General features: G+C 49.7%; 19 protein-coding genes and 1 tRNA gene. 16 read left to right on the top strand and 4 right to left on the bottom strand.

Translation table 11 applies throughout. From position 1 onward, the window contains the following. Positions 1-41 precede the first annotated feature (41 nt). Positions 42-635, bottom strand: coding sequence for a superoxide dismutase (locus HQ393_RS07980; protein WP_179358270.1), 594 nt, complete (start codon positions 633-635; stop codon positions 42-44). A 214-nt stretch (positions 636-849) separates the two neighbouring features. On the opposite strand from HQ393_RS07980, the gene HQ393_RS07975 reads away from it, so the two are divergent. From HQ393_RS07975 to HQ393_RS07965, 3 genes are all read left to right on the top strand, one after another. Beyond that, positions 850-1,770: a CobD/CbiB family protein gene (locus tag HQ393_RS07975; RefSeq protein ID WP_179358269.1), complete on the top strand. Its 921-nt coding sequence runs from the start codon at positions 850-852 to the stop codon at positions 1,768-1,770. Positions 1,771-1,794: 24 nt separating this feature from the next. Further along, complete coding sequence (locus HQ393_RS07970) at positions 1,795-2,451, top strand: fumarylacetoacetate hydrolase family protein (RefSeq protein WP_179358268.1); 657 nt, start codon at positions 1,795-1,797, stop codon at positions 2,449-2,451. Positions 2,452-2,629: 178 nt separating this feature from the next. Then, positions 2,630-3,397: an MgtC/SapB family protein gene (locus HQ393_RS07965; protein WP_179358267.1), complete on the top strand. Its 768-nt coding sequence runs from the start codon at positions 2,630-2,632 to the stop codon at positions 3,395-3,397. A gap of 63 nt (positions 3,398-3,460) precedes the next feature. Here the strand turns inward: HQ393_RS07965 and tsaD are convergent, their stop codons facing one another. Beyond that, positions 3,461-4,486, bottom strand: coding sequence for a tRNA (adenosine(37)-N6)-threonylcarbamoyltransferase complex transferase subunit TsaD (tsaD, locus tag HQ393_RS07960; protein WP_179358266.1), 1,026 nt, complete (start codon positions 4,484-4,486; stop codon positions 3,461-3,463). Between the two features lie 174 nt (positions 4,487-4,660). Between tsaD and rpsU the strand changes: the two genes are divergently transcribed. The 5 genes from rpsU to HQ393_RS07935 all read left to right on the top strand — a co-directional run bounded on the left by rpsU (position 4,661) and on the right by HQ393_RS07935 (position 9,544). Further along, entirely contained in the window at positions 4,661-4,873 is a 213-nt protein-coding gene (rpsU, locus tag HQ393_RS07955; protein WP_157670867.1) for a 30S ribosomal protein S21, read from the top strand. 109 nt (positions 4,874-4,982) lie between these two features. Further along, a complete protein-coding gene (locus tag HQ393_RS07950) occupies positions 4,983-5,423 on the top strand; it encodes a GatB/YqeY domain-containing protein (RefSeq protein WP_179358265.1) in 441 nt (146 codons plus the stop codon). Between the two features lie 9 nt (positions 5,424-5,432). Continuing rightward, the gene (dnaG, locus tag HQ393_RS07945) at positions 5,433-7,373 is read left to right on the top strand and encodes a DNA primase (RefSeq protein WP_179358264.1); all 1,941 of its coding nucleotides are present in this window, start codon (positions 5,433-5,435) and stop codon (positions 7,371-7,373) included. Between the two features lie 113 nt (positions 7,374-7,486). Beyond that, entirely contained in the window at positions 7,487-9,418 is a 1,932-nt protein-coding gene (gene rpoD / locus HQ393_RS07940; RefSeq protein ID WP_179358263.1) for an RNA polymerase sigma factor RpoD, read from the top strand. Between the two features lie 49 nt (positions 9,419-9,467). After that, positions 9,468-9,544, top strand: a tRNA-Ile gene (locus tag HQ393_RS07935). 47 nt (positions 9,545-9,591) lie between these two features. Here HQ393_RS07935 and HQ393_RS07930 read toward each other — a convergent pair. Both HQ393_RS07930 and HQ393_RS07925 read right to left on the bottom strand, forming a co-directional pair. Then, positions 9,592-10,593, bottom strand: coding sequence for a phage integrase (locus tag HQ393_RS07930; RefSeq protein ID WP_179358262.1), 1,002 nt, complete (start codon positions 10,591-10,593; stop codon positions 9,592-9,594). Positions 10,594-10,595: 2 nt separating this feature from the next. After that, positions 10,596-11,255, bottom strand: a complete 660-nt coding sequence (locus HQ393_RS07925) for a hypothetical protein (protein ID WP_179358261.1) — start codon at positions 11,253-11,255, stop codon at positions 10,596-10,598. A gap of 100 nt (positions 11,256-11,355) precedes the next feature. On the opposite strand from HQ393_RS07925, the gene HQ393_RS07920 reads away from it, so the two are divergent. The 8 genes from HQ393_RS07920 to hsdR all read left to right on the top strand — a co-directional run bounded on the left by HQ393_RS07920 (position 11,356) and on the right by hsdR (position 20,281). Continuing rightward, complete coding sequence (locus HQ393_RS07920) at positions 11,356-11,577, top strand: hypothetical protein (protein ID WP_179358260.1); 222 nt, start codon at positions 11,356-11,358, stop codon at positions 11,575-11,577. Positions 11,578-11,619: 42 nt separating this feature from the next. Continuing rightward, entirely contained in the window at positions 11,620-12,534 is a 915-nt protein-coding gene (gene trfA / locus HQ393_RS07915; protein WP_179358259.1) for a plasmid replication initiator TrfA, read from the top strand. A 360-nt stretch (positions 12,535-12,894) separates the two neighbouring features. Continuing rightward, the gene (locus HQ393_RS07910) at positions 12,895-13,221 is read left to right on the top strand and encodes a hypothetical protein (protein WP_179358258.1); all 327 of its coding nucleotides are present in this window, start codon (positions 12,895-12,897) and stop codon (positions 13,219-13,221) included. Positions 13,222-13,764: 543 nt separating this feature from the next. Next, the gene (locus HQ393_RS07905) at positions 13,765-15,219 is read left to right on the top strand and encodes a type I restriction-modification system subunit M (RefSeq protein WP_179358257.1); all 1,455 of its coding nucleotides are present in this window, start codon (positions 13,765-13,767) and stop codon (positions 15,217-15,219) included. After that, positions 15,216-16,247 carry a PDDEXK nuclease domain-containing protein gene (locus HQ393_RS07900; protein WP_179358256.1) on the top strand — a complete coding sequence of 344 codons (1,032 nt, stop codon included), beginning with the start codon at positions 15,216-15,218 and terminating at the stop codon, positions 16,245-16,247. Before HQ393_RS07905 ends, HQ393_RS07900 begins: the two co-directional genes overlap by 4 nt. Then, positions 16,244-17,377 carry a restriction endonuclease subunit S gene (locus HQ393_RS07895; RefSeq protein ID WP_179358255.1) on the top strand — a complete coding sequence of 378 codons (1,134 nt, stop codon included), beginning with the start codon at positions 16,244-16,246 and terminating at the stop codon, positions 17,375-17,377. The genes HQ393_RS07900 and HQ393_RS07895 overlap by 4 nt, the downstream gene beginning before the upstream one ends. Positions 17,378-17,441: 64 nt before the next feature. After that, on the top strand, positions 17,442-17,690 hold the full coding sequence (locus tag HQ393_RS07890; RefSeq protein WP_179358254.1) for a virulence RhuM family protein: 249 nt from the start codon (positions 17,442-17,444) through the stop codon (positions 17,688-17,690). 191 nt (positions 17,691-17,881) lie between these two features. Next, positions 17,882-20,281: an EcoAI/FtnUII family type I restriction enzme subunit R gene (hsdR, locus tag HQ393_RS07885; protein WP_179358253.1), complete on the top strand. Its 2,400-nt coding sequence runs from the start codon at positions 17,882-17,884 to the stop codon at positions 20,279-20,281. Positions 20,282-20,610 lie beyond the last annotated feature (329 nt).

The raw sequence follows: 20,610 nt of genomic DNA, 5'->3' as shown, positions 1-20,610 counted from the left end.
TTTTGTGAAAAATTTACGACAAAAGGTCGTTTTTTTGTGATTTAGGCTGCAAAGCGTTCTGCTACGACAGCCCAGTTTACCAATTTCCAGAAGCCTTCAAGGTAGTTCGGGCGGCTGTTGCGGTAGTCGATATAGTAAGCGTGCTCCCAAACGTCACAGGTCAGCAAAGCAGTTTCGCCGGTCGTGAGTGGGGTGCCCGCCGCGCCAGTGTTGACAATATCAACGCTGCCGTCGGCTTTTTTAACCAACCAAGTCCAGCCTGAGCCGAAGTTGCCAGCCGCAGAGGCATTGAATGCTTTCTTGAATTCGTCAAATGAACCCCACTTGGCAACGATGGCATCAGCTAGGGCGCCAGCAGGTGCACGATCTTCGCCGCTAGCATTTGGAGCAAAGCCCAGCCAGAAGAAAGTGTGGTTCCAAGTTTGGGCTGCGTTATTGTACAGGCCACCAGCTGGTGCAGTTTTAACGATGTCTTCGAGCGACTTGCTCTCGTTTTCTGTACCTTTGATGAGGTTGTTCAGGTTGGTGATATAAGTTTGGTGATGTTTGCCATAGTGGTAAGACAAGGTCTCGGCTGACATGTATGGTGCCAGTGCGTCTTGAGCGTATGGCAATTCTGGTAATTTGTGTTCCATGGGTTTTATCTCCGGTTGGGTGGTCATCATTGCTGATACGGCTGATATGGCGCTGTAGCAGCATTTTTCAAGAGGCATTGTTCTGTTTGGTTGCCTTGTGTCGCTATGGTATCGTGAAAGCATTCGCGTGGCAGCTTTTGTCGAGTGCGATTTATAACAAGATTTGCGCAGCACGGCGACGATGGGCCGTGTGGCAATTAATGAGTGGTGGCTTATGAGTATTCTGTCATTGATTTTGGCGCTGGCTTTAGAGCAGTTGCGTCCGATTAGTAATCGTAATCCGATTTATCTGATGTTTGTGCGTATCGCCAATAATATGGCGCGTAGCTTGAATGCAGGTGAGTATCGCAATGGGGTATATGCCTGGATTCTAGCTGTGGTCCCATTGCTGGTTGGTGCGGTGGGGGGGTATTGGGCGTTTACGAGCTTGAGCGTCTTTGCCGCGCTGGCATGGAATGTGGCTGTGTTGTACTTGCTGATGGGATTTCGGCAATTTAGCTATGCATTCACGGGGATTTCAAAGGCTTTGCAGCGCGATGATTTAAGCTCTGCGCGCGAGCTTTTGGGGGGGTGGACTGGGCAATCGACTTCGGAGTTGCGCGACAATGAAGTGGCGCGTCTCACGATCGAGCAAGGCGTGATTGATTCGCATCGTTATGTGTTCGGTACGATTTTCTGGTTTGTCGTATTGGCGCCTTTTGCTGGGCCCGCAGGCGCAGTGCTCTATCGGGCGGCGAGTTTGTTGCAGCAAAAATGGGGTGGGCATGGTGATGTATTTGGTCGCTTTGCTGATTCGGCCATGGATGTGCTCGATTTTGTGCCGGTGCGTTTGGCGGCGGTGAGTTTTGCGATCGTGGGAAATTTTGAAGACGCTGTGTATTGCTGGCGCGAGCAGGCGGCGCAATGGATGGATCAGGATTACGGTATTTTGCTGGCTTCAGCCGCAGGTGCGTTGGGAATCCGTTTGGGTGAAGCTTTGCATCAAGATCATACGGTGAAATTTCGCCCAGAGCTGGGCGTGGGCTCCGAGGCAAGTACCGAAGATTTGGTGAGCGCGGTGGCCTTGGTCTGGCGCGCGGCGATCTTGTGGCTGGCGGTGATTTTGCTCTTTTCGATCGCGCAGTGGTTGTCTTAATCATTATTTGATAAGTGAGTGTGTATGGCGGTCATCGAAGTCGGTTCGCAACAGTATCGGATTAATAATATTTTTTGTGTGGCACGCAATTATGTCGCTCACGCCAAGGAAATGGGTTCGACCATTGCGGATGAGCCGATGATCTTTATTAAGCCTAATTCAGCGGTTTTGCAGCCTGGCGCACCGATTGTATTGCCCGCTTGGTCGAACGATGTGCACCATGAGTTGGAGCTTGTGGTGTTGATTGGTGAGGGGGGTAAAAATATTGATCAGGCAGCTGCGCTCCAGCATGTGGTTGCTTATGGTTTGGGCTTGGATTTGACTGCACGTGACGTGCAAGCGGCCGCTAAAAAAGCGGGTAACCCTTGGACCTTGGCGAAAGGCTTTGACGGCGCGGCGGTGCTGAGTGACTTTGTTCCTGCTGCGGATATTGATCCGACCTGCCAAGCATTTACATTGCATATCAATGGAGAGCTCCGCCAATCGGCGCAAACGCAGCAGATGGCGTTTTCCGTGGCGCAATTGATCGCTTGGCTCTCAAGCAAGTTCACGCTGCAAGCGGGTGATTTGATTTATAGCGGTACGCCCGAAGGTGTGGGGCCGATTGTGGCGGGGGATCGCTTGCAACTGGCGTGGCCGAATCGGCTTGTTGCTGAGTTTGAAGTCTTGGCTGCCGCATAGGCAAGATTCATTAGCTGGATGATTGATTAAAACCCGCCGGTGGCGGGTTTTTTTATGGGGCGCGTACTTAGGTCTGGAAATGGGTTAAATAACTTCGGTGGCGCTGTCGGTTTGGCGCTTTAATGAAAGGATGATAGACGTCAGCCATATGGCAGATTTGGTGGCAGGGAGGTGTGCGATGGTCGATTTTGTTACGAAAAACGTGTTGGATTTCTGGTCGTACGCCGAAATGCGCGCCAATGCGCAGATCATATTTACCCTGCTGGTGGCCTTGGTTTTGGGCCTGTTGCTGGGGTATGAGCGCAGTTACCACGGACGCGCAGCGGGAATGAGGACTTATGCTTTGGTGTGTATGGCTTCGGCGGCCGCTGTGATTGTGGCTGGTTTTCCCAATCACTGGTACGGCGGTCAATTGGTCAATCAGCAAATATCACCTTCGGTATTGAGTGGCGATCCAACCCGGGTTATTCAAGGTGTGCTCACGGGGGTCGGTTTTCTGTGCGCTGGTGTGATCATGAAAGAGGGGATGAACATCAGCGGGCTGACTACTGCGGCGTCGATTTGGGTGGCGTCGGTCATCGGGGTCTTGGTGGGGGTTGGTTTTTATTTGGCGGCGATTATTTTATCGATGCTATCGGCGGGGCTGATGATGTGGGGCGCTCGTTTGGAGGGCTATTTGCCTTCACGCCCAGCGATCGGCGTTCGTTTGCGGTTTCGTGTGGGGCATCCTTCCTCTGAGCATGTATTACGTGGTTTTGTGCATACCCATGGCTATGATTTGGCGGGCGGCACGGTAACGATTGATTTGCAGCAGGGGCGACAAGAGTGGCATTTTGTCTGTGTGGCGCACGATAAACGTGCTGGCTCGCCTTTGGGGCAATTGGCGCAAGTGTTATCGCAGCTCGATGGCTTGGAGGATTATCAACTCACGCATGCCCGCAATTAACGGAGGGGTATTGCTCTGAAAGTCTTTTAATTATTGCTTTGCATGGCAATACCCGAATGGAGTTTATTCCGTTCTGGCTAAGCTGGCTAAATCCCAGCGCGGTTGAATGGCAAATGAGCCTGCCGTTTGCTGAAATTTCAATCGCTGCGCGCCAGCGTAGGCAATCATCGCGCCGTTATCGGTGCAGAGGGCGAGTGGCGGGTAGAAAACTTCCAGTTTGCGTTTTTTGGCTGCATCATCCAGCGCTGCGCGCAGTTGGCGATTGGCGCCCACGCCCCCCGCAATGACTAAGCGCTTCATGCCGGTTTGTTTGAGCGCCGCGAGTGATTTCTTGAGTAATACTTCGACGATGGCTGCTTGGAATGCCGCGCAAATGTCGGCGCGTGTTGCGTCGTCGAGCGGTTTTTCTTGAGTTTGCTGCGTTACTAAATTCAGTACTGCGGTTTTCAAACCGGAAAAGCTCATATCCAAGGTGCCAGAGTGCAGCATCGGGCGTGGCAGGGTAAAGCGGCTGGCGTCTCCGGTATCCGCGAGTTTTGACAGCGCAGGCCCACCCGGGTAGCCCAGGCCGAGTAATTTGGCAGATTTATCAAATGCTTCACCGGCTGCGTCATCGACGGTTTCGCCGAGTAATTCATAATGCCCAATGCCGTGCACGGCCATGAGCTGCGTGTGTCCACCCGACACGAGTAGTGCGACAAACGGAAATTCGGGCGCTGGGTCGGCAAGGCAAGGTGAAAGTAAATGCCCTTCGAGGTGATGAACGGCGATGGTTGGCTTATTGAGCGCAAACGCCATCGCGTTGGCCACCGAGGCGCCCACAAGCAGTGCACCCGCTAGGCCTGGGCCGGCGGTATATGCAATCGCGTCAATATCACTTAAAGCGAGCTTGGTATCGGCGAGACAGGCGCTGGTCAATGGCAATACCCGGCGAATATGATCGCGCGAAGCAAGTTCAGGCACTACGCCACCGTATTCGCTGTGCATGGCGATTTGGGTATGCAACTGATGTGCGAGTAAACCCTTCTCGGTGTCGTATAATGCGACCCCTGTCTCATCACAAGATGATTCAATCCCCAAAACCAGCATATTGCCAACCTAGATAAACAGCAAAAACAGTATGGTAGCTGGCGTAGGCGCAACAATAAAGCCTTTGATGCTTTTCATGCTTTGACAAGTGTGGAGAAATTGGGGATAATGCCACCCTTTACTAGTTCTCTAGCCGTTTTTGGCTATTGCATTTATTTACACAGGACTCGATTAATGCCTTCAGTTCGCGTTAAAGAAAACGAACCGTTCGAAGTAGCAATGCGCCGCTTCAAGCGTTCTGTTGAAAAAACTGGCCTGCTCACCGAACTTCGTGCTCGCGAGTTCTATGAGAAGCCAACTGCTGAACGTAAACGTAAATTGGCTGCCGCTGTTAAGCGCCAACACAAACGTCTGCGTAGCCAGCAATTGCCAGCTAAACTCTACTAAGAGTTAGCCTGCAATAAAGCAAAAGGTCGCCAAGTGCGGCCTTTTGTTGTTTATAGCCTTCGTGTTTATACTGTTGCACTATCGATGATTGCTTAGATTGGAGCCAAAAATGAGTTTGAAAGCGCAAATTACTGCTGATATGAAAACGGCAATGAAAGAGAAGCAAGTTGAGCGTTTGGGGACGATTCGTTTGTTGTTGGCCGCTATGAAGCAGCGCGAAGTGGATGAGCGTATCGAATTATCAGATGCCGATATCGCCGCCATTATTGAAAAAATGGTCAAGCAGCGCAAAGACAGTATTTCCCAGTTTGAAGCCGCGCAGCGGCTGGATTTGGCGGATAAAGAAAAGGCCGAATTGGTGGTGTTGGCCGATTACATGCCGCAACAATTAACGAGCGACGAAATCGCCGTGTATTTGGATGAGGCCATTGCTACTCACGGTAGTACGCCAGCTAGCATGGGTAAAATTATGGGCGATCTGAAGCCAAAATTGGCGGGTCGTGCCGATATGGCTGAGGTGAGTAAGCTCATCAAAGCTCGTCTGGCTTAAGGATTATTGATGGCGCGTATCCCTGAAGATTTTATTCAGGATTTGCTCAATCGCGTTGATATTGTCGACGTGGTTGAGCGCTATCTGCCGCTCAAAAAGGCGGGCCAAAATTACATGGCCTGCTGCCCATTTCATAAAGAAAAATCCCCCTCGTTTACCGTCAGTCAGACCAAGCAGTTTTATCATTGCTTTGGGTGTGGTGCGCACGGCTCGGCGCTGAGCTTTGTGATGGAGCATCAGGCGCTGAGTTTTCCAGATGCCGTGCGGCAGTTGGCAGAATCAGTCGGGATGCAGGTGCCCGTCGAGGATAAGCCGCAAACCGAAGAGCAAAAAAAAGCCCCTGGCATCTACGATGTGCTCAAAACGGCGTTTGATTTTTATCGCGCCCAATTAAAGACTGCGCCGCAGGCAATTGAATATTTCAAAAAGCGCGGCGTGACTGGTAAGACGGCGGCGCGTTTTGGTTTGGGTTTTGCACCGGGTGGCGACGACTGGCAGCCACTCAAAACCGCTTTTGCCGATTACGACTGGAATAAAACCCTCGCTGAGGCGGGTTTGGTGATTGATAAAGAAGAAACAAAACGGCGCTATGATCGTTTTCGCGATCGCGTGATGTTTCCAATCATGAATCAGCGCAGCCAAATCATCGGTTTTGGTGGGCGTGTTATGGGGCAGGGTGAGCCCAAATACCTTAATTCGCCAGAAACGCCGGTCTTTGAAAAGGGTCGCGAGCTCTATGGTTTGCCGCAAGCGCGTGCCGCGATTCGCGATCATGGGCGCGTGCTCGTGGCCGAAGGTTATATGGACGTCGTCATGCTGCATCAGCATGGTGTTGAATATGCGGTTGCCTCGTTGGGGACGGCGTGTACGCCCGAGCATATTCGAAAGCTACTAAAGTTGGCCGACGAAGTGGTGTTTGGCTTTGATGGCGATAAGGCGGGACGACGAGCCGCATGGCGGGCGCTGGAAAACAGCATGCCCGAAGTGCGAGATGGCAAAGAATTGCGCTTTCTGTTTTTGCCGGCTGAGCATGATCCCGATTCTTATGTACAGGAATTTGGAAAAGCGCAATTTGAGCAATTGATCGTGCAAGATGCACTGCCTCTGTCGCAGTATTTGCTGAAAGAATTGTCGGCACAAGTTGATTTAACAATGGAAGAGGGGCGGGCTAAGTTATTGCGTTTGACGCAGCCTTATCTTGAACAATTAACACTCGCCCCTATTTTAAAGTTAATGCTGAGCAAACGATTGGCTGAGTTGTGCCAATTGACGATGGAAGAGATGAGTCTATTGCTTTCTGGGGTATCTAATTCCAAGCAATATAAATCAAGCTCTGCTGAGCAATACCCAAATGATAGTTCCGCTGATTTCGCTGTCGAGCGCGATTATGCAACGGGAGATTTTTCGCCGCCAAAACGGCAGTTCCAGCAAAAGCAATGGCGGCCAAAGCGCAGCGGTGCATTTTCAGGTGGGCGGTCAAAACGCTGGAATAGTGATGAACCGCAGCGCGTGCCCTTACCGCCACGTCCACGGCAAGATCCATTATTGCGGGTGTTGCAGTTGATTTTGTATAAGCCCAGCCTGTTGCAGGCTTGCGCTGAAGTGGAAACGAATTGGTCGCAACAGGGCTTTGCTGGTGCTGTGCGCTCGGTGTTGCAATATGTCCGCTCGCAGGCAGATATTTTGCCTCAGGCTTTGCTAGAGCATTGGCGCGATGAGCCTTTGTATGCTCGTTTGGTGCAGGTGCAGGCTGAGTCGCAGGGGATGTTTGATCGTTTTGATGACGAGGAATTGCAGGCCGAGTTGCAAGATACTTTGCAAACAGCAGCGCAAAGTCAGGATCGAAGTTCTACACTGGATCGCAAGAGCCAGCTCGAATATCGCGATGCCAACGGTGGTTTGACCGATGAAGAGCGTGAAGAATATTTGGCCTTGTTATTGCGTAAATAAGTGAATTTTTAGTGAATATCGGCATTTTTTTGCCAAACGGATCAGTGCTTCGGGACAAGAGTGCCCTAGTTCTGGTATAATTTTCGGTTTTGCTAGACACACCAAGTAGAGTCATGGCAGCAGATAAAAAATACGACAAAGAAAACCCTGAATTGAGCGGCAAATCAGAGCCAGAAAAGCTGGATCCTGAGGCGCGTAAGGCCAAGTTCAAAACGCTGATTGTGCTCGGTAAAGAGCGCGGCTACCTCACGTACGCTGAAATCAACGACCACCTCCCAGAAGACATGTTGGATGCCGAGCAAATCGAAGGCATCATCAGCATGATCTCGAATATGGGTATTCAGGTCTACGATGAAGCGCCGGATGCCGAAGATCTGTTGATGTCTGACGCGCCCGCTGCGGTAGCCGATGAAGACGCGGCAGAAGAGGCTGAGGCCGCACTGTCATCCGTTGATGCCGAGTTCGGTCGCACGACTGACCCTGTCCGCATGTATATGCGTGAAATGGGTACGGTTGAGTTATTGACTCGCGAAGGCGAGATCGAAATCGCCAAGCGCATCGAAGACGGCCTGCGTCACATGATCACCGCCATTTCTGCGTGCCCAACGACCATTGGCCAGATTATTGATCTGGTTGATCAGGGTTTAAACGACGAAATTCGCATCGACGACGTGATCGATGGCTTCATCGACCCGAATGCGGTTGAGGAAGAAGAGCAAGAGCCTGATCTGCCTGATCCAGATGCGATCCTCGAAGAGTCAGATGACGACGAGGAAGAAGAGGATGATGGCGGCGCAGCTGCAGCCAGTGCCAATCTTGAGTTGCTGAAAACTCAAGCGCGTGAATGCTTTGAAAATATCCGTGATCTATACGCCAAAATGTTGGCTGCTCTGGATAAAGAAGGTAGCTCAAGCGCGAAGTACCTTGAGTATCAGCAAGCGATTGCCGCCGAGTTCCAAAATATTCGCTTCTCTGCACGTCAGGTGGAGTCGCTGTGTGACGTGATGCGTGGCATGGTGGATGACATTCGTACGCAAGAGCGCCAGATCATGGACTTGTGTACTCGCCGTGTGGGTATGCCGCGTGATTACTTCATTAAGAATTTCCCTGGTCGTGAAACCGACTTGACGTGGGTGCCGGAAGAAATCGCCGCCGAACATGCTTATTCGGGCGTGATGTTCCGCTACAAGCACGCGATCATGGAAAAGCAGCAGAAGTTGAACGAGCTGCAAGACGATTCGCGCATCAGTATTAAAGAATTGAAAGAAATTTCACGTCAAATGAGTACCGGTGAAGCCAAAGCGCGCCGTGCGAAGCGTGAAATGATCGAGGCCAACTTGCGTCTCGTAATTTCGATTGCCAAAAAATACACCAATCGTGGTTTGCAATTCCTTGATTTGATTCAGGAAGGCAATATCGGCTTGATGAAAGCGGTGGATAAATTTGAATATCGCCGTGGTTATAAGTTCTCAACTTATGCCACATGGTGGATCCGTCAGGCGATTACTCGCTCGATTGCCGACCAAGCGCGCACGATTCGTATTCCGGTGCATATGATCGAAACGATCAATAAAATGAACCGTATCCAACGTCAAATCTTGCAAGAAACTGGTTTGGAAGCGACGCCGGAAGAATTGGCTGAACGCATGGAAATGCCGGAAGACAAAATCCGCAAGATTTTGAAAATCGCCAAAGAACCGATTTCGATGGAAACACCGATTGGTGATGACGACGACTCGCACCTCGGCGACTTTATCGAAGACCAAAACAATATGGCGCCAGCTGATGCCGCCGTGTATGCAGGTCTGCGTGAAGCCACCAAGGAAGTGCTCGACACACTGACGCCACGCGAAGCCAAAGTGCTGCGTATGCGTTTTGGTATCGATATGAGTACCGATCATACCTTGGAAGAAGTGGGCAAACAGTTTGACGTAACGCGCGAACGTATTCGTCAGATTGAAGCCAAGGCTCTGCGTAAGCTGCGTCACCCAACGCGTTCAGAAAGATTGAAATCTTTCATTGAAAATGCGGCCAGTGAGCAGTAAAATAGCGCCTCTCTCGAATCTGGTTTAGGCCAGATTCGACACAGATTACGGGCCCATAGCTCAGTTGGTTAGAGCAGAGGACTCATAATCCTTTGGTCCACGGTTCAAGTCCGTGTGGGCCCACCAAAAATCAAGGACTTGGCTTCGGCTAAGTCCTTTTTTCTTGCCTACTGTCAACCAAGTGTCAACCGCGCCAGCGGATTCAAATTTCTAACCTCTTGCAAATGCTCTGGCGACAAGTGCGCGTAGCGCATTGTCATCTTCAAGTCGCTATGGCCGAGTACACGCTGCAGCGTCAGAATATTGCCCCCATTCATCATGAAATGGCTGGCAAAGGTGTGGCGCAGTACGTGCGTAAGTTGCCCGTCTGGTAGCTTCAAGCCTGAACGATCTACCGCTTCCCTAAACGCTGAATAGCAACTAGCAAAAAGTCGATGCCGTCCATCTTTGGCTATCGCTTTTAATTGCGCTTCTAATTCAGTAGAAATCGGGATCGTGCGATTGCGCCCGCTTTTTGTCATGGCATATTCGATTGCACCTTGCCTGAGCTGCGTAGAGCGCAGCTCTTCTGCCTCGCTCCATCGTGCGCCTGTCGATAGGCAAATTTGGCTAACGATCAGTGCATCAGGGTTGCTGCTTTCCTCTAGTGCCGCAAAGAGAATCTTGATTTGCTCATTGGTGAGAAAACTCAGCTCTTTTTCGACAATCTTGAAGCTACGGATTTCCGATAGCGGATTTTCACCGCTCCAGTGATTGAGGCGCTTCAGTTCATTAAACATCGCCCGCAAGTAGGCGTGTTCACGGTTGATGGCATTGGCCGAAATTCCTGCCGCCAGACGCTTGGCGCGGTAGGCTGCAAAATCATCAGCAGAAAATTGATCAGCTACCGGGTTGCCGATTGAGTTAATCAGCAGCAATAGGCGAGAGTGAGTGTTTTTACCCGCACGAAGCTGCTGGCCATGATTGACCCACCACAGTTCTAGCAATTCGGTTAGTTTGCGGGTGTCTCGCTTTTTGGGTTGCCAGTCTGGTTCTTGTTGAATCTGACCTTTTACCCATGTTTCCCATGCCAATGCCTCAGCTTTGGTGGCAAAGCTCTTGCGATAGCGTTTGAATCCACGCCCACCGGGTTGGATGTCAACGAGCCAGCCTGAATCAGCTTTTTTAATGGCCATAGTTAAATTTCACGCGAAAACCAGCCTCGAATTTTATGGACACCACGCTTGTAGAGTGTGTCTATGACTGCAGAAATTTTAATATTCTGTACGGTTCGTGCCCGTTTTTCTGAAAGCGCCAGTTCTTCATGCCGCCGCATCTCTTCGATATTATTAAGCTCTTCATCAAATACGAGTTCGACGTACTGATAGCTGCCTTTCTCGCCGTAAAGGTCGATTAAATCTTCATAAGATAAAAATAGGGCAGGAACATTCGCTTCGTTGGCCAATTCTCTTCCAAGCTGCTCTCTTTTAAGGCGCTTATCAGCCATGCTGCCTTCTGCTGCAGTTTCTGTTTGCATTAATGCAAGCTTGTACTTCCATTCCTGATTTGCGAATGTAAGCGGCTTCCCTCTAACAACTGGAAAGCACGGTTCAAATGACTGTGGTGCGATGTGGCCACGCAAAGGATCGGTAATGCCCGTTGTGATCCAAAACGCATATTCTGGCCATTCTTGACAGACTGCTTCGAGCATTTCAGCTGTTGGCCGTTGTTTGCCACGCCAAAAGTTTTGCCAGCTCATTGCTGTGATCCCGCTAAGTTCTTCGAGCGATTTCCATCGACGACGCTCTTCTGTTTTTTCAGTAATGACTGCTTGCAGTCGATCTGTAATTTTATTCATAGCTGGCCTTGACACTTAAATTTAGTGCGTTTATTCTACGCATTGATGCGTGTAGCTGTACTATTGGCGCTTTAGTGCGTATTCCTTAATGGATGAGATTATGAATGATCATGGTGATTTTGCACAGCTTTCTACCTCTGTCGCTGGCTTAGCGCCACTAATGACGCGCCAGCGATTTTCTGAGCTGATTGGCCTGCCAGAGGGGGTGTTAAACGCGCAAATTGACAAGGGATATTGGCCGATCGTTAAAATTGGAAAATATAGCTTTGTGAACATAGCCTTACTGAATAAACAATTGCTTGAGCGAGAGTTTAAGCTTTGATTTATCAGCGGTTTCTTATTTGTGCAACGAGCATCCCTGTATATGGATGATTCTCTGTACGAAAATTCAGTGCTAACCAAAGTTAAAGAGGCACATCAAAGGGCGCTACTAAAGCCTAAAAAGGCTGCAGTTGCAGTAGTTGATCAGACTTGCAACGAGTCTGTGCAGCTTCCATTGTGGCCTGAAACGGCGCGTGGTGTACCCAATGGCTTGCTTCGTTCTGCGCTATTTGGTGTTCGACGAAAAGGCGCTGCTCAATATTTGGAGCGAAAGCCGATATACGCCGCCGCAGGTTTAAATATCCTTTATTCTGGGCCTACCCTAGATCAATTTGATTTGAGCATTTGGGAGGCCGTTTTGCATGCTTCTAGGATGCAAATGCTGGGTGATGAATGTAGGGTAACGGCCTACCAATTATTGAGACTGGTTAGCCTCTTTGACTCAGGGCAAAACCGAAAAATTCTAAATGCCCGGCTAAGCCGTCTAAATGCAACCGCGCTAAATATTCAAATTGGCAATTTAAGCTATGAAGGCAGCTTGATCGACTCTGTTTATCGGGATCAGGCTACACGGCAATATCTGATTCGGCTAAACCCGAAGCTGCGCGGTTTATTTGAGAAAGACCAATGGACCGCGCTAGATTGGCAGGTTAGGCAGCAGCTAGCGGGATTTCCGCTTGCCCTTTGGCTGCATGGATTTTATTCAAGCCACGCTAAGCCATTTGCCTATTCGATTGAAACATTGCATGCACTTTGCGGCAGTGAAAATGCTGATCTCTACGGCTTTAAGCGCGATCTTCGAAAAGCGTTTGCGTTGATAGCTAAGGCCTCTGAGCAGCATCAGCAAATTTTTAATGCTGAATTCAAACAAAATATCGTTCACGTTACGCGTACTCCCTCGACATCCCAAGCCAAGTTTCTAAAGCATAAGTTCAACGCGAACATCGCCACGCTTTAGTTTTTGTCACCAGCCTGCTCTACCATCTAAGTGCTTACTTTGCGGCACGGCAAAGGTTTGCCTGCAATTAGGAAAAAAATGGCTAAATTCATACCGATGTAGCACACAGATCTTGCCGATGTAGCACACAGAAAATACCGATGCAGCACACATGAGCTACCGTTGTAGCACACAGGCAATACCGATGTAGCACACATAAAAACCCGATGTAGCACACAGATTTTTATGCATCAAAACCTGCCTGCAAGCCTCGCCAATACTAGCTTTCCGTGTTTTCAGAAAAACGCCTTAATCTTTTATAATCTTTCTTAATCAGGGCGCACGTAAATACGCGCTGGATCTGGTTTTGAAGCAAAAATAATGGAATGCCTAGCCTACAATACAAGCAGCATTTGTTGTGGCATCAGTGCGTGTGATTTGCAAATCAAACCGTATTTTTCTAACTTTTGTGGGGGCGCTGCCGTGGCGAATAAACTGCTTGCACCCATGCAGAGGCCTGACTCTTTGGAAACGTGGCTTTTCTTGTTAAACATTGGCTACGGGCTGGGCTCTTTTGGCATCGAGATTGTTGTTGATTCCAATGCTTCAGATCGAAAGCGATATTCAAGCATCAGCCTGGCACGTGAGCTATTGGAAGCAGACCTTCTTTTGCAAAACAGCCCGTGGTTGCCTGATTTTGATCTGTAAAAGCCTGCAAAATCCCGTATTTTGCTGCCTTTCTGCATCTTTTTTGCTTCCTAGATGCTTTCTTTGTGTTTCTTTAGTGCTTCATTCCTGCTTCCTTTGTGATTTTTGCGATTTCTTAGCGAATTCTGACTAGAAAAGCTTAGTTTTGAGGTAAAAACAAGCTTAAAATTGAGCACACGCAGGATAGGCAGTTGCCGGTATTTGTAGGTACAAATTGGGCGCTAATGCTTGATTTTGCTAGGCACATCACTTGGCAACGCAAAATTTTTTCCTAAAAAATAGCACCTAAAAATTGTCTGTCTGCCATCACAAAACTCAAACCCGGTTCGGCAAGGTGAGTAGTGGCTGATCTGCCTTTTGCGCCCGTTGTTGCCTGCAATCGACTATCCAGCCGCATCAGTCAGGCTTTATCTGACTTTATTCGTCAAAATCACGCCGTTTTGTTTGTTCTATGCCGCTCAAGTCGGTAAATTACGCCTTTAGGCTGCTTTGCCCTTCAATCCGGTGCAGAGCATTCGCCATCAAGTTAAAGTGATCCATCCCATGTTTGAACAAGCTTTTAAAAATATCGACGACATCTTGCACAAGGAATCTGGCTGCACCACCGAGCTGGACTACACCGAGCAAACCTCTTGGCTGCTGTTTCTGAAGTATCTGGACGCGCTGGAAGAGGGCAAGGCTATGGAAGCCGAGCTGGAAGGCCGTGAGTACACTTACATTCTCGCCGAGCCATTCCGCTGGGGCTATTGGGCCGCGCCGAAAGATGAGCAAGGCCAGATCGACCACAACGCCGCGATGACAGGCGACGATTTGCGCCAGTTTGTTGATATTCGCCTGTTTCCCTATCTACAGGGCTTCAAGCAAAAGGCAGCAGGCCCGAATACCATTGAATACAAAATCGGCGAAATTTTCGGCGAGATTAAAAACAAGATTCAAAGCGGCTACACGCTGCGCGATGTGATCGACCATATCGACGAACTGAAATTCGGCTCGCAGGTGGAAAAGCACGAGCTATCGCACCTGTACGAAGCCAAAATCAAGAACATGGGCAACGCTGGGCGCAACGGCGGCGAATACTACACGCCACGCCCGCTGATTCGCGCCATGATTGCCGTGACCAAGCCCAAAATCGGCGAGCGTATTTATGACGGCGCATGCGGTTCTGCGGGCTTTTTGTGCGAAGCCTTTGATTACCTTAATCAAACGCCCAATCGCACTACGGACGACTTAAAAACGCTGCAAGAGCGCACTTTCTACGGCAAAGAGAAAAAATCGCTGGCCTACGTGATTGCGATCATGAATATGATCCTGCACGGCATCGAAGCGCCCAATATTCAGCACACCAACACGCTGGCCGAAAACCTTGCAGACATCCAAGACAAAGACCGTATGGATGTCATTCTGGCCAACCCGCCGTTTGGCGGTAAAGAGCGTAAGGAAGTGCAGCAAAACTTCCCGATCCGCACCGGAGAAACCGCATTCCTGTTTATGCAGCATTTCATCAAAATGCTCAAAGCAGGTGGCCGGGCTGCGGTGGTAATCAAAAACACCTTCCTATCGAACACCGATAATGCCTCGGTCAGCTTGCGCAAGCTGCTGCTGGAAAGCTGCAATCTGTACGCCGTACTCGATTGCCCCGGCGGCACATTCCAAGGCGCTGGCGTTAAAACCGTGGTGCTGTTTTTTGAAAAAGGCTCGCCCACGCGCAAAGTCTGGTATTACCAGCTTGATCCCGGCCGCAATATGGGTAAAACCAACCCGCTCAATGACGACGATCTGGCCGAATTTATTACGCTGCAAGCCACTAGCGCCGATTCTGCCAAAAGCTGGAGCGTGGATGTCGCCGACCTCGATATTGCGACTTACGATTTGTCGGTTAAAAATCCGAATGGCGGTGAAGAGGTGATTCACCGTAGCCCGCAAGACATCATGGATGAAATCGCCGCGCTGGACGTGGAAAGCGCTGAAGTGTTGGCGACCATTCGAGGCTTACTATGACATTGCCTACCCAGCACTCACCGATCTTGCTCGATCTGCGTGTTCTGATCGAGCGATCTCGCCAACGCGCCGCCGCCGTGGTGAATGCCGAACTGAGTTTGCTGTATTGGCATATCGGCCAGCGTTTACAGCAAGAAGTCTTAAAAGGCGAGCGTGGGCAGTATGGCAAACAGCTGATTGCCAGTATGTCGCGGCAACTGAGTAGTGAATATGGCAAAGGCTGGAGCGAGCGCCAGCTTTGGCTTTGCGTGCAATTGGCCAGCGTTTTTCCCGACTCGGCAATTGTGAACACAGTGTGTGCAGAATTGAGCTGGTCACACTTGCGCCTGTTGCTGGCCATCGACGACGCACTGAAACGCGAGTTTTATATTGAAATTTGCCGACTCGAACGCTGGAGCGTGCGCCAGCTACAAGAGCGCATTAAATCCATGCTGTTTGAGCGCACCGCCATTTCCAAACAGCCCGCCACCACCATCCAGCAGGATTTGCAGGCTTTGCGTGAAGAAGGGCAGATGTCGGCTGATTTGGCGTTTCGTGATCCCTATGTGCTGGATTTTCTGGGTCTAGCCGACACCTACAGTGAAAAAGACCTTGAATCGGCCATTGTGGCCGAATTGCAGCGTTTTATCGTCGAAATGGGCAGCGACTTTGCTTTTATGGCTCGGCAAAAACGCATCACCATCGACCAGCGCGATTATTATATCGACCTACTGTTTTACCATCGCCGTTTGCAATGTTTGGTGGCGATTGAACTAAAAATTGGCGAATTTGAAGCCGCGTACAAAGGTCAAATGGAGCTGTATTTGCGCTATCTGGAAAAATACGAGCAACTACCCAATGAAAATAGCCCGATTGGGCTGATTTTGTGTGCGGGCAAAAACAATGAGCATATTGAACTATTGCAGCTCGATCAAAGTAATATTCGCGTCGCCGACTATTTGACGCTATTGCCCGCCAAAGAAATCCTTGAAGCGAAGTTGCATCAATCCATCGAGCTGGCGCGCCAGCGTTTGGGGGATGGGGTATGAAGGCGGGGTGGTCGTACAAAAGGTTTGGGGAAGTTGCAACATTGCAACGGGGATTCGATTTGCCTACTCAAAATCGAATTGCCGGCACTTTTCCCTTGGTTAGCTCAAGTGGGGTAATTGACTCTCATCATAAGTCAGCAGTTAAAAGCCCCGGAGTAATTACAGGTCGAAGCGGCAGTATTGGTAAAGTTTTTTTTATTGATAAAGATTATTGGCCATTAAATACCGTTCTTTATGTTAAGGATTTTCATGGAAATGATCCGAAGTTTATATTTCATTTCCTAAATAATTTTGATTTAAAACGGTTTGCGACTGGTACAGGTGTACCAACCTTAAATCGTAACTTTGTTCATGATGAACGTGTGCTATTCACAACAGATACAAAAGAGCAGCAGCGCATTGTTGCCATTCTGGATGAGGCGTTTGAAGGGATTGCCACGGCGAAAGCCAATGCCGAAAAAAACCTACAAAACGCCCGCGCATTATTTGAAAGCCATTTGCAGTATATTTTTTCAAATAAAGATCAGAACTGGCGAGATTTAGGGACGCCCCTGTCTGAGTTGTGCGAGCTAATTGTTGATTGTGAGCATAAAACAGCTCCCACTCAGGACGAAGGCATTCCATCAATTCGCACCCCTAACATCGGTAAGGGAAAATTGCTGCTCGATGGTGTTTATCGCGTATCGCAGGAAACATACGTTGAATGGACTCGCAGAGCAATTCCGGCAGCAGGGGATTTGATATTAGCGCGTGAGGCTCCCGCTGGTAATGTAGCCGTAATCCCAGAAAACCAACCGCTTTGTCTGGGGCAGCGAACTGTTTTAATTCGCCCTAAGTCTGAATTTCTTAATTCTCATTTTTTGGCTTATTTTCTGCTTCAGCCCTTAATGCAAACCAAATTGTTAGCGCATTCGCGTGGTGCGACGGTGCAGCATGTGAATATGAAAGATATTCGTGCATTGCAGTTGGGTGCAATCCCCCCTGTTGCGAAGCAAGCCGAGATTGTTGAATTGATTCAGAGTGTATCGCAACAAAATGATCAGTTAATCAGCATCTACCAGCAAAAACTCGCCGCGCTCGACGAGCTGAAAAAAGCCTTGCTGCAGCAAGCATTTAGTGGTGAATTGTGATGGGGTATATACTTGTAGCCATTGTTGATAATGTTCTATATGGCAATACTGCAAAGGGTATGTCATGGGCGAGATTACGATCTATCGGGCCGATAACGGCACAGTCGAAGTGCGCGTAGCGCAAGAGACGGTATGGCTGTCGCAAGAGCAGATGGCGAATGTGTTTGGCGTACAGAAAGCGGCGATTTCCAAACACCTGAAGAACATCTTTGCCAGCGGCGAGCTGGAGCAACGAAGCAACCGTTTCCAAAATGGAAACAGTTGGCTAAGGCTTGAGTTTCTTGATCGTGTTTTGATTGTTGCAGGTGTGTAGATGGTTTGTTAAGCAGTAGACCGATGGAAATCAAAGGTTTATGGCTGATTGGTAGTGCGATTTTTTCTTGATTGGGTTTTGATTGACGCCGATTTTTGCAAGGTTTGACCTTACTGCGGCGAGTGATGAAGCCTTGTCAGTCCGTGTAAAACTGATTGCTGTGTGCCGTGAAAAAATAACAGGAATGTTCCATGAACGAAGCCGAAACCCGCTCAGACCATATTGACCCTATGCTGGTAGCCGCTGGCTGGGGCGTGGTCGATGAAAGCCGTATTCGCCGGGAATACCCGATTACGCTGGGGCGGTTGGAAGGGCATGGCAAACGCGGCAAGGCATTGAGCGCCGATTATCTGCTGATCTACCGCAATACTAAGCTGGCCGTTGTAGAGGCCAAGGCTTGGGATAAGCCGCTGAGCGAAGGCGTAGGGCAGGCCAAGGATTATGCGGGCAAGCTGTCGATTCGCTTCACCTATGCCAGCAATGGGCAGGGCGTGTATGCGATTGATATGGAGCAGGGTACGGAAGGCGAGCGGGTTGGCTTTCCAAGCCCGGATGAGTTGTGGAATCTGACCTTTGCGACGCAAAATGCTTGGCGTGATCGTTTTGCTGCGATTCCGTTTGAAGACCGAGGCGGTTATTTCCAAGGCCGCTACTATCAAGATATTGCCGTTGAGCGCGTATTAGCTGCGGTGGCCGAGCAGCGCAGCCGCATTCTGCTGACGCTGGCAACGGGTACAGGCAAAACCTTTGTCGGCTTTCAATTGGCGTGGAAGCTGTTTCAATCGCGCTGGAATCTAACCGATTGGAAAACTAGCAACGAGCCACAACGCCGCCCGCGTATTCTGTTTTTGGCTGACCGCAATGTATTGGCCGACCAAGCCTATAACTCGTTTTCGGCCTTCCCCGAAGATGCACTGGTGCGGATCGAGCCAGACGACATCAAGAAAAAAGGCAAAGTACCGAAAAACGGCAGCATCTTTTTCACCATCTTTCAGACCTTTATGAGCGGCAAGGGCAAGGATGGCCAGCCTTTGCCGTATTTTGGCGAATACCCCGCCGACTTTTTCGATTTCATCATCATTGACGAGTGCCACCGTGGTGGCGCGAAAGACGAAGGCAACTGGCGCGGTATCTTGGAATACTTCTCGCCCGCCGTGCAGTTGGGTTTGACGGCCACACCAAAGCGCAAAGATAACGTCGATACCTACGCCTATTTTGGCGAGCCTGTGTATAGCTATTCGCTGAAAGACGGCATCAACGATGGCTTTTTGACGCCATTCCGCGTGAAGCAAATTTCGACCACGCTGGATGAATACGTTTACACCCCGGATGATGCGGTGATCGAGGGCGAAGTCGAGAAGGGCAAACGCTACGAAGAAAAAGACTTCAACAAGATTATCGAAATCAAAGAGCGTGAGCAGCATCGGGTGAAGCTGTTTATGTCGCAAATTAACCAGAACGAAAAAACGCTGGTGTTTTGCGCCAACCAGATTCATGCGCTCGCCGTGCGCGATTTGATTAACCAGATCAAAACCAGCAGCAACCCGAATTACTGCCACCGTGTTACCGCCAATGATGGTGCTTTGGGCGAGCAGCATTTGCGCGATTTTCAGGATAACGAAAAGTCGATTCCGACGATTTTGACGACCTCACAAAAGCTCTCTACAGGCGTTGATGCGCGAAACGTGCGTAATGTGGTGCTAATGCGGCCAGTGACTTCGATGATCGAGTTTAAGCAGATCATCGGGCGCGGTACGCGGCTTTACGATGGTAAAGACTACTTCACGATTTATGATTTTGTGAAGGCGCACCACCTGTTTAGCGACCCGGATTGGGATGGCGAGCCAGTTGACCCGGCAACCTGCCCAACGTGTGGCCTATACCCCTGCAAATGCGAGAAAACGCCACCAAAGCCGTGCAAGATCTGTGGCCAGCAGCCATGTGTATGCCCGCCAGAAATTTGCAAGCAGTGCGGGCAAGAGCCATGCATTTGCAAGAAAAAGCCCAAAGCCAAAGTGAAGCTGGCCGATGGCAAAGTGCGAGCCATTCAACACATGACCTGCACTAGCTTTTGGCATCCAGACGGCACACCAATGGCCGCTCAGGAATTCATGGAAATGTTATTTGGCCAATTGCCAGACTTTTTCAAAAACGAAGAAGAGCTGCGTACTTTGTGGATGTCGCCCGATACGCGCAAAAAGCTACTGGAGGGCTTGGCAGAAAAAGGCTTTGGCAAAGACCAACTGCAGGAAATGCAGAAAATCATAGATGCCGAGAATAGTGATCTATTCGACGTGCTAGCCCATGTGGCCTATGCAATGAGCCCGTTGACGCGAGAAGAACGTGCAGCCAAGGCGATGGCGTTGATCAGTACCAACTTCAATAGCAAGCAGCAGGTGTTTTTGGATTTTGTGCTGTCGCATTACGTGAATCTGGGCGTGGAAGAGCTGGATCAAACCAAACTCACGCCTTTGCTCAAGCTGAAATATCACGACTCACTAGCTGATGCTGCAGCTGATCTTGGCAAGCCCGCCGAAATCAACAAGGTTTTTACCGGGTTTCAAAAGTACCTGTATCTGGAAACGGTTTGATTTTTGAAGAATTTCAAAACGAATTTTGGCGAGCCGACCAGCAGGTAGGCCGACAGCCTGTACGGCCCAGCAGGGACGTTACTGGCAAGGGTTAAAGTTGCACATGTGCAACTTTTTAGGGTAGTTCTAGGCTAGCGCAGGATACGGTTTTTGAAATCATTTGAGCGAGATTTGCCAAAGATTGGTAGATCAAGCTGCTTTGCTGACCATGTTGGAGTTGCACATGTGCAACTTTCTAGGGCAGTTCTGAGCTAGCGCAGGATATGGTTTTTGAGATCATTTGTGCTGGCCATGGTAAATATTACGGAGTGGTATGTTCTGTCTTGAAA

The organism is Chitinibacter bivalviorum, assembly GCF_013403565.1.
GTDB lineage: Bacteria > Pseudomonadota > Gammaproteobacteria > Burkholderiales > Chitinibacteraceae > Chitinibacter > Chitinibacter bivalviorum.
Note: the sequence above shows the minus strand (reverse complement) of the source record. Positions and strands in the feature narration are given on the sequence as shown.

Excerpts from the sequence above, each read along its gene's own strand:
- HQ393_RS07980 (WP_179358270.1), bottom strand. The coding sequence starts at position 635 with ATGGAACACAAATTACCAGAATTGCCATACGCTCAAGACGCACTGGCA.
- HQ393_RS07975 (WP_179358269.1), top strand. The coding sequence starts at position 850 with ATGAGTATTCTGTCATTGATTTTGGCGCTGGCTTTAGAGCAGTTGCGT.
- HQ393_RS07970 (WP_179358268.1), top strand. The coding sequence starts at position 1,795 with ATGGCGGTCATCGAAGTCGGTTCGCAACAGTATCGGATTAATAATATT.
- HQ393_RS07965 (WP_179358267.1), top strand. The coding sequence starts at position 2,630 with ATGGTCGATTTTGTTACGAAAAACGTGTTGGATTTCTGGTCGTACGCC.
- tsaD (WP_179358266.1), bottom strand. The coding sequence starts at position 4,486 with ATGCTGGTTTTGGGGATTGAATCATCTTGTGATGAGACAGGGGTCGCA.
- rpsU (WP_157670867.1), top strand. The coding sequence starts at position 4,661 with ATGCCTTCAGTTCGCGTTAAAGAAAACGAACCGTTCGAAGTAGCAATG.
- HQ393_RS07950 (WP_179358265.1), top strand. The coding sequence starts at position 4,983 with ATGAGTTTGAAAGCGCAAATTACTGCTGATATGAAAACGGCAATGAAA.
- dnaG (WP_179358264.1), top strand. The coding sequence starts at position 5,433 with ATGGCGCGTATCCCTGAAGATTTTATTCAGGATTTGCTCAATCGCGTT.
- rpoD (WP_179358263.1), top strand. The coding sequence starts at position 7,487 with ATGGCAGCAGATAAAAAATACGACAAAGAAAACCCTGAATTGAGCGGC.
- HQ393_RS07930 (WP_179358262.1), bottom strand. The coding sequence starts at position 10,593 with ATGGCCATTAAAAAAGCTGATTCAGGCTGGCTCGTTGACATCCAACCC.
- HQ393_RS07925 (WP_179358261.1), bottom strand. The coding sequence starts at position 11,255 with ATGAATAAAATTACAGATCGACTGCAAGCAGTCATTACTGAAAAAACA.
- HQ393_RS07920 (WP_179358260.1), top strand. The coding sequence starts at position 11,356 with ATGAATGATCATGGTGATTTTGCACAGCTTTCTACCTCTGTCGCTGGC.
- trfA (WP_179358259.1), top strand. The coding sequence starts at position 11,620 with ATGGATGATTCTCTGTACGAAAATTCAGTGCTAACCAAAGTTAAAGAG.
- HQ393_RS07910 (WP_179358258.1), top strand. The coding sequence starts at position 12,895 with ATGGAATGCCTAGCCTACAATACAAGCAGCATTTGTTGTGGCATCAGT.
- HQ393_RS07905 (WP_179358257.1), top strand. The coding sequence starts at position 13,765 with ATGTTTGAACAAGCTTTTAAAAATATCGACGACATCTTGCACAAGGAA.
- HQ393_RS07900 (WP_179358256.1), top strand. The coding sequence starts at position 15,216 with ATGACATTGCCTACCCAGCACTCACCGATCTTGCTCGATCTGCGTGTT.
- HQ393_RS07895 (WP_179358255.1), top strand. The coding sequence starts at position 16,244 with ATGAAGGCGGGGTGGTCGTACAAAAGGTTTGGGGAAGTTGCAACATTG.
- HQ393_RS07890 (WP_179358254.1), top strand. The coding sequence starts at position 17,442 with ATGGGCGAGATTACGATCTATCGGGCCGATAACGGCACAGTCGAAGTG.
- hsdR (WP_179358253.1), top strand. The coding sequence starts at position 17,882 with ATGAACGAAGCCGAAACCCGCTCAGACCATATTGACCCTATGCTGGTA.